Origin of the sequence: Ligilactobacillus pabuli, from assembly GCF_022836475.1 — a bacterium.
In the GTDB taxonomy this organism is placed as follows: domain Bacteria; phylum Bacillota; class Bacilli; order Lactobacillales; family Lactobacillaceae; genus Ligilactobacillus; species Ligilactobacillus pabuli.
The window spans coordinates 22,565-33,968 of the sequence record NZ_BQXH01000022.1 but is presented as its reverse complement, the minus strand read 5'-3'; the positions used below and the strand labels follow the sequence as shown (position 1 = coordinate 33,968).

General features: G+C 41.5%; 13 protein-coding genes. 12 read left to right on the top strand and 1 reads right to left on the bottom strand.

The genetic code is table 11. The features are described from left to right. Window positions 1-349: 349 nt before the first annotated feature. A complete protein-coding gene (locus tag LPAF129_RS09575; RefSeq protein ID WP_244056643.1) occupies window positions 350-802 on the bottom strand; it encodes a hypothetical protein in 453 nt (150 codons plus the stop codon). Between the two features lie 578 nt (window positions 803-1,380). On the opposite strand from LPAF129_RS09575, the gene LPAF129_RS09570 reads away from it, so the two are divergent. From LPAF129_RS09570 to LPAF129_RS09515, 12 genes are all read left to right on the top strand, one after another. Then, the gene (locus LPAF129_RS09570) at window positions 1,381-2,238 is read left to right on the top strand and encodes an arginase family protein (RefSeq protein ID WP_244056640.1); all 858 of its coding nucleotides are present in this window, start codon (window positions 1,381-1,383) and stop codon (window positions 2,236-2,238) included. A 308-nt stretch (window positions 2,239-2,546) separates the two neighbouring features. Next, a complete protein-coding gene (locus tag LPAF129_RS09565; protein ID WP_244056638.1) occupies window positions 2,547-3,029 on the top strand; it encodes a hypothetical protein in 483 nt (160 codons plus the stop codon). 292 nt (window positions 3,030-3,321) lie between these two features. Then, on the top strand, window positions 3,322-4,077 hold the full coding sequence (locus LPAF129_RS09560) for a hypothetical protein (RefSeq protein ID WP_244056636.1): 756 nt from the start codon (window positions 3,322-3,324) through the stop codon (window positions 4,075-4,077). Between the two features lie 375 nt (window positions 4,078-4,452). After that, window positions 4,453-4,845: a DUF1310 family protein gene (locus LPAF129_RS09555; RefSeq protein WP_244056633.1), complete on the top strand. Its 393-nt coding sequence runs from the start codon at window positions 4,453-4,455 to the stop codon at window positions 4,843-4,845. 18 nt (window positions 4,846-4,863) lie between these two features. Continuing rightward, a complete protein-coding gene (locus tag LPAF129_RS09550) occupies window positions 4,864-6,150 on the top strand; it encodes an Mbeg1-like protein (RefSeq protein WP_244056631.1) in 1,287 nt (428 codons plus the stop codon). Between the two features lie 62 nt (window positions 6,151-6,212). Beyond that, a complete protein-coding gene (locus tag LPAF129_RS09545) occupies window positions 6,213-6,413 on the top strand; it encodes a hypothetical protein (RefSeq protein ID WP_244056629.1) in 201 nt (66 codons plus the stop codon). A gap of 358 nt (window positions 6,414-6,771) precedes the next feature. Continuing rightward, complete coding sequence (locus LPAF129_RS09540; RefSeq protein WP_244056626.1) at window positions 6,772-7,032, top strand: NUDIX domain-containing protein; 261 nt, start codon at window positions 6,772-6,774, stop codon at window positions 7,030-7,032. A 2-nt stretch (window positions 7,033-7,034) separates the two neighbouring features. Continuing rightward, complete coding sequence (locus LPAF129_RS09535; protein WP_244056624.1) at window positions 7,035-7,190, top strand: hypothetical protein; 156 nt, start codon at window positions 7,035-7,037, stop codon at window positions 7,188-7,190. A 1-nt stretch (window position 7,191) separates the two neighbouring features. Next, window positions 7,192-8,061, top strand: a complete 870-nt coding sequence (locus LPAF129_RS09530; RefSeq protein WP_265747578.1) for a DMT family transporter — start codon at window positions 7,192-7,194, stop codon at window positions 8,059-8,061. 107 nt (window positions 8,062-8,168) lie between these two features. Then, window positions 8,169-8,618, top strand: a complete 450-nt coding sequence (locus tag LPAF129_RS09525; RefSeq protein ID WP_244056621.1) for a hypothetical protein — start codon at window positions 8,169-8,171, stop codon at window positions 8,616-8,618. Between the two features lie 455 nt (window positions 8,619-9,073). Beyond that, window positions 9,074-10,723 carry a peptide ABC transporter substrate-binding protein gene (locus LPAF129_RS09520; RefSeq protein ID WP_244056619.1) on the top strand — a complete coding sequence of 550 codons (1,650 nt, stop codon included), beginning with the start codon at window positions 9,074-9,076 and terminating at the stop codon, window positions 10,721-10,723. Between the two features lie 143 nt (window positions 10,724-10,866). After that, window positions 10,867-11,100, top strand: a complete 234-nt coding sequence (locus tag LPAF129_RS09515; RefSeq protein WP_244056616.1) for a hypothetical protein — start codon at window positions 10,867-10,869, stop codon at window positions 11,098-11,100. The last annotated feature ends 304 nt before the right edge of the window (window positions 11,101-11,404 follow it).

The window sequence follows — 11,404 nt, the reverse complement described above, 5'->3', positions numbered from 1 at the left end:
TTATAACCAGTTGCGCCGAGAGTGGCTAAAAGAAGAGCAAACTTATAACCAGTTGCGTTGAGACTGGCTAAAAGAACAGTGAACTTATAACCAGTTGCGCTGAGACTGGCTAAAAGAATGGCGAACTTATAACCAGTTGCTCCGAGAGTGGCTAGAAGAACGGGAAACTTATAACCAGTTGCGCCGAGAGTGGCTAAAAGAATGGCGAACTTATAACCAGTTGCGCCGAGAGTGGCTAAAAGAAGAGCAAACTTATCACCAGTCTCGACTCAGGGTGCGCTACATTATGTCTGACGTTGACACTAAAAAAAGACCAGCCCATGTGAGCTGATCTTTTTAGTAGAAATGATTAGTCTAATTCGACCTTAGGTGCTGGAGCAAATAGTGAAGCGAAGCGTGTCACAGGACCGCTGAGCAAGCCAACGACTACTGTCCCAGTTAAGAGAGTAAATGGTAGTGATGATAACCAGCCGATAACTGATTCCCAAGAAACTCCACCAAAGACCATAGTTAAGATGAAGACAATGGTGACAACGTTGATCACTACGATCCCGATCATGGTGTCGAAATGACTGTTTGACCCAAGCAAGAACTTACCAACAGCTGTCCCCAATTTTGGCAATGGTAACAGGTAAGCCATCGCTAAAGCAATTAACCAACCGTACAATGTTGGTTTGAACAGAGTAGCAAATTCCTGCGGTGCATCGTGCAAGATGTTGATTGCCATGGAAATGTTAAACGAAACAAGCAGGTTGATGATCAATTGGTCGATTAAAAATGCAAATGATTTTTTTGGTAACATAATTGGTCCCTCCATTTATTAAGTACAAGTTTCACTACGACAATATTGGTGATGGCAACTCACAACTGAAATTAGGTCAATTATTTGTGAAATGAAGATCAATCTTTAGTGGAAACGGAGTCAGCAAAGAAAATGTTTAAAATGATAAAAGCTAAATCTTGCCAAAAGATATTTTAAAACTTGTTGTAAGACAAATAGCGTAATGGCTAAGATGTAAGCGGTTGAAAAATTATGCAAAGTTAAACTAATTCCAAACATTTTGATGCAGCTGAGTTCACTAAAATTGAAAGAAATTGATGTTAAATCTTTTGTGAATAACTTATCAACTAAAGTATAGCGAACAATGCTTAATTTTTGAAATAGTAATTATGTTATTTCATGATAACAAACCTATTATTATTGCAAAGAATTACCGTAAAATAAGGCTTTTTACTGGAAAAAATCTGGGTGAGCGGTACAATAAATTAGCCGCCTAAATGATAAACTGCTGAGAAGGCTCCCAATGAGAAGAAAAATTGGGAGGTAACTCAAGCGCGAGGGGCGCAATAAAATCGAAAATTAAGGAGTATTAAAGAAAAATGACTGTAAAAACAGTACGTTTAGTTAATCAACAATGGCAAGGAGGGATGGACGAAAATTATAGTTTCGGGGCCCGTTTGTTATCGCATATTGTGCCACCGACTTATTCGGACCAGACCGAGACAATTTTTACACCAGTTGGCAGTGCCGCTCACAGCAATAGCCAAATTAAAGGCGCGGAAACTGTCCTCAAGCAACAGGAAGCCACTTTGGAAATCTTGAATGCTAAAGAACCCGCCAACGTCCTAACACTTGGGGGAGATTGCAGTATTTCAGCTGCCCCGTTTGAATACTTACATAGCAAGTATCCAGAAAATTTAGGCCTGATTTGGTTAGATTCACATCCTGATTTAGGGACAGCGACTTCTGCTTCCCATGTCCGGGAACTGGCCTTGGCTAATTTAATGGGTGAGGGTATTCCACAATATCAAACGATGATCAAACACCCATTTCAACCAGAGAATGTGTTATTGGCAGGAATAGATCAAACCGTGGTGACTCCGGTCGAACAAGAACGAATCGAACAATTAGGTTTGCAAGTCGTTACACCACAACAACTCTTGCAAAGTGACGCTGTGACTAAGTGGATCAAACAGCATGGCTTTACCAAAGTGGTAGTCCACACTGACTTTGATATCCTGTCACCGAGTGACTTTCACGCTAACTTTGCGGCGGCACCCGCTGATCGCCGGATTCCTGGAGTCGCAGTAGGGTCAGTACAATTAAACCAGATGTTGCAGCTTTTCAGCGACATTGCAGCCACGACGGAAATCGTGGGCTTGACCTTGGCCGAACACATGCCCTGGGATGCTTTACGCCTCCGTCAGGGTTTGGCCACCTTACCGATTTTTGAATAATTTTTGAGCACTGGGCGTTTTCCCTCAGTGCTTTTTCTGTGAAAATTTTTAAGGAGTTTTGCCAAAAACACGCACTAACTGTAAAAATAGGTGTAAAATTATAGCTAGTATAGTAAAGCGAGGAAATCAGTCATGCACGCCACTAAATTATCCCCATTTTTATCAGGCTTAAACCAGCTGCTTACACTTCAAAAGCGGGTGCTATTTATGGCGCGTCAAGTACTGCTTGACGTACTCCCAGATGCTCCACCTCAGTTTGCAAGCAGAAACTAATTGCTTGTACAAGAGATGAAGGGAGCCAGATTCTCGTGAAAAAACTTAACCGTCGGACCAAGCACCAGCTGGTCACAGAAACTGAAATCAACTTAACCAAATTTTTAGCTTCACCGCTTGGACAACCATTTAAGACAACGATGGACCTAGACTCGGTGCGGTATGTGATCATGTCTTTTACGGCTGCTGCGTATACGACTAGTGGACAGAAGCCGGCAGAGTGGACCAAGCAAACTGTCAGTCACGTCATTGGGTCGTATTTTCCGCGCTTTTTAGATGACAGTGATGAGCTCGTCGGTCAAATTACGCCGTTACTTTCGAATTATTTCAGCTTTTTAGAACGGGAGCTGCATTATATTGATAACAGCGTGCCGTTGATCAAAGCGGTCTGTGACGCCAACGTGGATTTAGTGATGAAGACTGTCGATCAACCGACTCATGCTTTTGTTAAACCTAAGCTCAAAGTTGGTCAACCGCAAATGAAATTACGTAAAAAAAGAAAACAGCATAAAAAATAAGCAGTGCAAGCTACGACAGAAAGCTCTCGTGGGGTGTGCTGCTTTTTTGTCTGGCAGAGTGAAACGGCGGGATATTACCTGACCTGAGCGAGAAAATTTTGTACCAAACTTTCGCGGAGTTAAGTCCGAAAGCAAGGTTTATGTACCAAACTTTCACAGAGCTAAGTCCGAAAGTAAAGTTTTTGTACCAAAGTCTCACCGAACTTGTGGTGCTGGACTAAAAAGTTGCGTGCACCAGTTTTTTTTCTTATGCTTAAAATGAAATGAAAAACATAGTGATGGGAGAAAAATCATGCAGAAAAGATTATTTGCCAGCGTAGCTATTTTAGGGATGTCTATGCTAGTAGTTGGCTGTAGTTCGTCTCAAAGTAAAAATCACCAAACAGAAAGTTCTTCTGCTAAAACAACGCAAAAGAGCCAATCAAGTTCCAAGAAAAAGTCGAGGACGGCTCAGAGCTCCTCTGCTAGTCAGACCGTTAGTTCAAGTAGTGAAAGTTCATCAGCAACCGCTGCTGAGTCGCAGGCACCAAAACAGCATTCAGATATAGACGCAAGTGGGCATAAAAAAATGAATTTTCCTGCGCAAATGCAGGGGACGTGGTATGGCTGGGATAAGTACGAAAATGAAGTGAAATCCGTCAAATTTGTGGGTAACCAGTGGATCACCAGTGGCGAATATGGGGGAAAGACTGAGGCTTACGATGGCTCGGTGCGGACGAAAGAAGACCGAGAGGCGTTGCAAGATCCGCGTAAAGCAGAGAACGCAGAGATGAAAAGTTGGGCAGCACTGTCAACTTTCACTAGAAATGAAGCCCCATTAACTCAAAATGGTCAGCCAATTGAAATTGTGAACTTATTGGGTTGGTATCAAACTGCCGGTGCTGGAACGTATTATTACGTGACAACTGCCGAAATCAACGGTCAAAAGACACAAGTGTTAACACAAGCCAGTGGTGCTGGTATTTGGGTTGATCTACATTATTATCGTTCGGAAAGTTTGGCGCTCAGTCAAAAAGATGCTAGTTTGCCAACGGATGTTCAACAATAACAAGTTATAGAGAAAAATAAAATAATTAAACTAGGACACTAAAAATCATTTTACAGAGCGTATCGTGATTTTTAGTGCTTTTTGTCGTTCGGTAAAACACTTGAATCAGCTGGAATTAAGTCCGAATAGCAGAAAAAGTTTAGCTTTTAAAATAAATAAAACGTTTTACCGATGAAAAAGTTCGTTTTATTTGACGAAAACTTTTTTGCAAGCGTAAAGTTAAATATGTTGTTTCAAATCTATTTTTAGGAGTTAGACAAGATGAATAAAAAAATTAAGGAGAAAAGGTACACTAAAAAAATTTCAGATGAAGAGATTAAAAATTACTAAAAAAAACATACCCGGAAAATATTGATAATACGAGGGGTTAGGTCAATGAAAAGAAAAACTAAAATCGTTTTATTGAGTGTAGTCATAACGATAGCACTAATTGTTAGTTTAATTGGAGGAGGAAAATATTATATGAATCAAAGAGCGGAACACCAACATGAAGAAATGGTAGCTTATGTAAAGCAGTACCAGCGAGTGATCGAAAATGATTTACGAGAATCTGATAAAAATCATTTTATTAAGAGCATAACTATAAACTATAACACAATAAAACATAATCCAATGGGAGGAATTGATGTAACTGGCTATGTAAATGGTGATAAAAAATTAGTCTTTCATTCAGGGATAGATAAATACATTATTGAAAATAAAGAGAAGATTGAAACTGATGGTGTAGGTATAACGTCAAAACTTGCTGAATTGATGGGGGATGAATAGTTTTTGAAATGAGAAAATTTGAGTGAATGGTTAAGGGTTAAACTTGCGGAACTTGAGTATAAAAATCTTTTTGAAAATGAAAAAATTAAAGTTGGATCACATATTTATGGTTATGTAGCAGAAAAAATAAATGATCCAAAAAATGGTGAACAAGCATACATTATTGTTCAAAATGATCCGCTGGCTAAGAATTATGATCGAAAGAAAGTTAAAAACGTCACCGTTCTTTATCGTGGTTCTACCGGAGCAGATAATTTGCTTAAGAAGGGAAAAACTGGTCGTGATGCACGTCAAGATTGGTTGCTAAATGATATACCAGCTGCGTTTGGCATTTTTAATAATGCCACCGCTCCTGTTATACAAAGATTTAGCCAAACAACTAGTGCTGGTTTTCCACTTAGTAGTTACGGCATTGCGCTACAAATGGTAGACCAAGCCACACCCCAAATGCGTGCTAGTGCACAAACTTTACATGATGTGCTCAAATATTATCCCAAAGCTCAAGTAGATGTGTATGGTCATTCCTTAGGTTCGATGAATGGACAATATGCTTTAGCTCATACAACTAAAGAAGAGGCTCAGCGGATTCGGGCTGCTTATCTTTATGAAGGACCTAACGTTTATAGCTTACTGAATTCAACAGAAAAGAAACGAGCTGATCAACTTAAAAATCGAGCTTTTAATTATGTTGATCCGAAAGATCCGGTGCCAATGACTGGGTTAGATTATCGCGATGGACAAAAAAGTGTCGGGACTGTGGTAAAGGTTGATTCTAAGAAAGCGAAAGCTGAAGACTTGATAAAAAGTATCATAGATCAGCATGTGTGGGGTGGCTATCAATTTGATAAACAAGGGAATTTAAAAATTGTTTCTCAAGACGGACAAAAAATAACGATCAGGGCCCAAGGTAGTCAGTTAGCGACATTACAGGCTGGTGAAAAAGTTGCATTAGAAAGAGCATCCGTTGACGCCGCTATTGCATCACTTGAGAGTACCCAAGCCCCCCTGAAAGAAATTAAAAAAATCAACAATTCACTCTATCCCGAAATGCAAAAGAAGTTCGAAAAAATCATTCAGATGGCTAGTGACCTGCCATATATTACCGCCAGTGATGTGGCCAACGTGGTTGCGGAATATCAGTTAGAACCCAAAAATCACATTGACTTAACTGCGGTCGAGGAAGCGAATCAGCTGGTTGATCAGAATCTGGAAAGAGTTGAACAGATCATTAAAGGTTTGAAAACCGCAGCAGAACATATTGAACAAGATGACCAAGAATGGTCGGCAAAGTTTTCTAGCAATTAGCCCAAATTTTTCAAAAACTATGTGTATGTGCTTTAACTCAAGCTGGTCAGCCAATTGAAATTGTGAACTTATTGGGTTGGTATCAAACTGCCGGTGCTGGAACGTATTATTACGTGACAACAGCCGAAATCAACAGTCAAAAGACACAAGTGTTAACACAAGCCAGTGGTGCTGGGATTTGGGTTGATCTACATTATTACCGTTCGGAAAGTTTGGCGCTCAGTCAAAAAGATGCTAGTTTGCCAACGGATGTTCAACAATAACAAGTTATAGAAGTTTAGAGTACAAAAAGTCGTTATCAAAAGTCGATAACGACTTTTTGTATTAATGATATTGTTCGGAAAAAACAGATAATTAAGATACAAGTCAAGAATATTGAAAAAAGTTCTATTTTTACTCTGCATAAAACGTTTTACCAATATAAAAGTTCGTTTTATTTGACGAGAAAGTCTTTGGAGACGTAACATAGAAATGTTGTTTCAAATCTAAATTTTAGAGAGCCGCAATGTTTATCAAAGCTTCAACCACGGAAGAGCGGGACAATGTGTGGCAGAATTATAGTTTCCAAACATAGCGGTTTTGATAATTATGTGGTTTTAAAGAAAAGAAAGGAAGTAAATGATGAAGACACCAGTATTTTTTGACAAAATGCCAGCTGATTTTGATTCAGCGTTGATTTTACAGTTTGTGGGTGAAAATGAACTAGTTTTTGTCCGTAATTCTAAGCGCAAGTGGGAACTGACTGGGGGCAAGCGAGAACCAGGGGAAAACTTAACGCAAAACGTTGTCCGTGAATCATTTGAAGAGTCGGGCGCCATCGTTGATGAAGAAAGTATTCAACCGTTGGTTATTATCAATTACCTAGTGGTCACATCACGGTAATCGTGACCACACAAGTTAAAGAATTCAAGGAAATTCCCCCAGAAACGGAAATTGTTGAACGCCAAATTAGTGCAGTTCCGTTAGCGCCTGAATTACTATCATTTCATGATAATGTTTATCAGGAGATTTTTCAGCATTTAGGCTGGGGAGGGTATTAGTTTGAAAACTGCTGCTCCTAATGTGCACAAAGGAATTTGGTTAAACTTATCATTGGTGGCAGTCATGGCCCTGACCCCGGTTCTCAATAAATTTTCAATTACTTCGTTGACTCCGCTTCAGGCGGCTTTCTTGAATGCTTTCTTTTCGACTATTATGACTTTGATTGCTATTGGCGTAAAAAAAGAACAAATTCCGAATCTGTGGCGTAATAAGTTGGTGCTGTTACTCGGACTAACGAATGCAATTGGCATTATTTTGCAGTATGTAAGTGTCTCCTTATTAGACCCCGTCAGCGTGGAACTGTTTGGTCGCTTTTACATAGTTTTTGCCTTAATTTTATCAGTCATTTTATTGCATGAAAAAATCCAAAAAGCGGATCTTGTCCCGATTATTTTCACTTTATTGGGGACAGCGTTGATCACTAATTGGCACGGAAATTTACATAGTGTTTTGGGGATGGTAGCGGCGATTTCGTATACGTTCTTTTTTGCGTTGACTAATCTGTTAGCTAAAAAGAATATTGAGCATGTTTCTACCAACGTTTTACTACTTTACAATCAGGGAATCTCTGCGCTGATTTTGGGTGGCGGTGTTGTGGTGACTCGGCAGTTTCATTTTGATTTGGTGGGTGGTATCTTGCCAATTTTTGGCTCTGCCTTCTTCAGCGGCTTTTTTGGCTTAGTACTCTTTTATGAAGGTTTAAAGTACATTTCCTTCCGAGATGCCAATCTGATCCGGTCCTTGAATCCAGTTTTCGTCTTCATTTTTTCGATTTTCTTTTTCACGGTGCCAATCACACCAAGTTTTATCGCTGGGGCAGTCTTGATCGTGGCCTCCATCGTTTGGCTAGGTTTAATGAAAAAGGCTTAAGTTGTCCGACTTTCCTGTCAAATTGGCGAAATGAGCCCAGTGTCACTAATTTGCCAACAAATAGGGTATAATAGGAGCTATCAAATCTATGAAGTTGGAGTAAATTTATGACAGAACACCAAACAAAAACGAATGATCGAGTTAATCGCTGGTTAAGTGACCCGAAAACTTTTCTGTTTCTAGGGCTGGTAGTGATCGCAATCATTGTCGGGGCGACATTTTTCACCGGTAATCCGACCCAGCGTTATTTGACTGACCAGGGCTGGCGCTTAGAAATTAATTCGGGCTCACAAAAATACAAGGTCAACGTCTATTTTACAGAAAATCACGCCTATGGTTTTGTGCCGCAGCAAAAAAAGCTGCCCAGAAAGAATCCGTCTAACGTTGAATATGATAAAAAACACCAAACAGTGACAGTGTATAACTCAAAAACGCGCATGAAGTTTATCGTGCCCAAGACGCGCAAAAACTATGTCGAGGGTTCAGTTTCAATTGGGAATAGTTCAGAACAGTATTCCTATCGTTTGACAAAAGATTCTTCAATCCAATTAAAATAAGCAGTACAGCATCTCTCGGAAAATTTCTGGGAGATTTTTTTATTAGTCGAGCTCTGTGAAAGTTAAAAAATTATGTTGACATTAAAAATATTGTTGTTAAAATTAAGCTAACATTAAAAACGTTGAAGAGAAGAGTAGCTGATCCAAGCCAGCCAACAGAGAGCGTACAGGGGTGAAAGTGCGTGCTGGTTTAAGTCAGTGAAGATGAACTCGGAGTTTTAGCGCCTGTGCAAGCAGACGTTACGGAACGGGACCGTTACCACTCGCGACTTTTGGCTGAACAGCAGAAGTTTTGAAGGCAGTTGACGTGAGTGGACTGCGAAAAAAGGTGGTACCGCGTGCAGGCGTCCTTTTCAGAAAGAGAGTTTTCTGAAAGGGGCGCCTTTTTTTGCGTTTCCTGATTTGACCGAGAGAGTCGGCACTTTTTTCTAAGCGTAAACCTAGGAGGGCACAAGATGAACAAGAAGTTGATCACGACAATTGCGGCTGCAACGCTGCTAGTCTTAAGCGCTTGTGGTACAAAAGACGCGCAACAAAAGCAAGATGGAACTGGCAAGTATGCGGCCAAACAGGAATTGCGGTGGACCGAAGCCTCAACGATCGCCACCGGAGATTTATCGCTCGCGACGGATACACTGAGCTTTAACACTCTGATGAATACGCAGGAGGGGTTGTACCGCTTAGATAAAAATGGTAAGCCGCAACCTGCCTTGGCCGTGAAAACGAAAAAATCCGCCGATGGACAGACCTATGACTTTACCTTACGCAAGGGGGCCAAGTGGTCAAATGGCGATCCGGTCACTGCCCATGATTTTGTTTATTCTTGGCAACGAACGGTTGACCCAAAAACGGCGTCACAGGATGCGTTTTATTTCGATGGCGTCAAAAATGCGACCGCGATTTACAATAGCAAGAAAGATAAGTCAACGCTTGGTATTAAGGCGCTAGACGACCACCATTTGCAAGTCAAATTGGCTAAACCAGTCAGCTATTTTGATAAATTACTGGCCTGGCCGCTCTTTTACCCGCTGAATCAAAAAGTAGTTGAGAAATATGGTTCGAAGTATGGGACCCAGTCGAAGTACCTAGTTTCCAACGGACCATTCCAGTTAAAGAAGTGGGATGGGACTGGCAAGTCCTGGACTTTAACCAAAAACAAAACTTATTGGGACCACAAAAATGTTCATTTGAAAGAAATCAAAGAATTAGTCACGGAAAGTACGACCACCAGCTATAACCTCTATAGTTCGAAGAAGGCTGATGAAACTTTATTGAACGGCCAACAGGTCAAAGCGAACCGCAACAACGCAGCTTTTGTCAAACGCCTCCCAACGGCCACGACGCGCTTGGAATTAAATCAACATCAGGTGCCAGCTTTTAGAAACAAGCAGATCCGGCAGGCATTTTCTCTGGCAATCGACCGCAAACAGCTCACAGACAAAGTGCTAGAAGATGGTTCGGTGCCTTTGAAAGGCTTTGTTCCTAGCAATATGGGCACCAACCCGCAGACGGGGGAAGCCTTCAATGATGAAGCCTACGTGAAATCGGCAGTCAGCTATGATCTGAAGAAGGCGAAGCAGTTGTTTAAGGCGGGGATGAAAGCTGAAGGTCTGACTAGTTTGAAAGTCAACTTAATTACTTCTGATACAGATAGTAGTAAGCAGGCCGCAGAGTTCTTACAAAGTAAATTAGAGGCTCTACCGGGGGTGCGCGTCTCGGTCTCCAAGCTGCCATTTGTGCAAATGCTTGCCCGTCAATCAGCACAAGATTATGATATGACCGTTAAAACTTGGCAGTCAGTTTTCGCTGATCCTATCAATTTCTTAGACGTCTATGAATCTGGTTCCAGCCATAATTCAGCCGGCTTCAAGAATGCTGAATTTGACCGTTTGCTAACTCAATCAGAAAATGACTACGGTAATCAGCCAGACAAGCGTTGGGCTAACCTAGTAGAAGCGGAGAAAATTTTGATGAACGACCAGGGAACGATCCCGTTGTACCAGGTCGCCAAATCCCAGTTGGTCCGCGAAAACGTGAAAGGCATTGTTTACAATCCAGCCGGAGTCCCTTATGACTGGAAAGAAGCTTACATTAGCCAGAAATAATGAGACTGAATAGGAGTTAGGGAGAGAATCAGCCAGAGCAGGATCGTCTGGAGCAAAGTTTGGCAAAGAATGAGCCAGAGTAAGACCGTCTGGAGCAAAGTTTGGCAAAGAATGAGCCAGAGTAAGACCGTCTGGAGCAAAGTTTGGCAAAGAATGCACCAGAGCAGGACAGTCTGGAGCAAAGTTTGGGGAAGAATGCACCAGAGCAGGACAGTCTGGAGCAAAGTCTGGCAAAGAATGGGCCAGAGCAGGCCCGCCTGGAGCAAAGTTGGGCAAAGAATGGGCCAGAGCAGGCCCGTCTGGAGCAAAGTTTGGCAAAGAATGAGCCAGAGCAGGACAGTCTGGAGCAAAGTTGGGTAAAGAATGCGCCAGAGTAAGAGTCTGGTCCTAAGATTGCGAAAGAAGGGGCCAAACAGGGTGAGTCTGGCCCTAAGATTGGGAAAGAAGGGGCCAAACAGAATGAGTCTGGCCCTAAGATTAAGAAAGAAGGGACCAAACATGATGGGTCTGGCCCTAAGATTGGGAAAAGGAGGGCCAAACAGAGCGTAACTGGCTAAAAGAATGGCAAAGTTGTATCCAGTTGGCCCGAGACTGGCTACAAGTCAGACAAAGTTGCCCCAGTCTCTGTTGCTGCTCGAGTCTACCCGTTTTGCTCCGCTCGTTAGATTTGAATTTTTTGTT

Coding starts and splice junctions, on each gene's coding strand:
- LPAF129_RS09555 (WP_244056633.1), top strand. CDS start 4,453: ATGAAAAGAAAAACTAAAATCGTTTTATTGAGTGTAGTCATAACGATA.
- LPAF129_RS09540 (WP_244056626.1), top strand. CDS start 6,772: ATGAAGACACCAGTATTTTTTGACAAAATGCCAGCTGATTTTGATTCA.
- LPAF129_RS09575 (WP_244056643.1), bottom strand. CDS start 802: ATGTTACCAAAAAAATCATTTGCATTTTTAATCGACCAATTGATCATC.
- LPAF129_RS09560 (WP_244056636.1), top strand. CDS start 3,322: ATGCAGAAAAGATTATTTGCCAGCGTAGCTATTTTAGGGATGTCTATG.
- LPAF129_RS09525 (WP_244056621.1), top strand. CDS start 8,169: ATGACAGAACACCAAACAAAAACGAATGATCGAGTTAATCGCTGGTTA.
- LPAF129_RS09570 (WP_244056640.1), top strand. CDS start 1,381: ATGACTGTAAAAACAGTACGTTTAGTTAATCAACAATGGCAAGGAGGG.
- LPAF129_RS09520 (WP_244056619.1), top strand. CDS start 9,074: ATGAACAAGAAGTTGATCACGACAATTGCGGCTGCAACGCTGCTAGTC.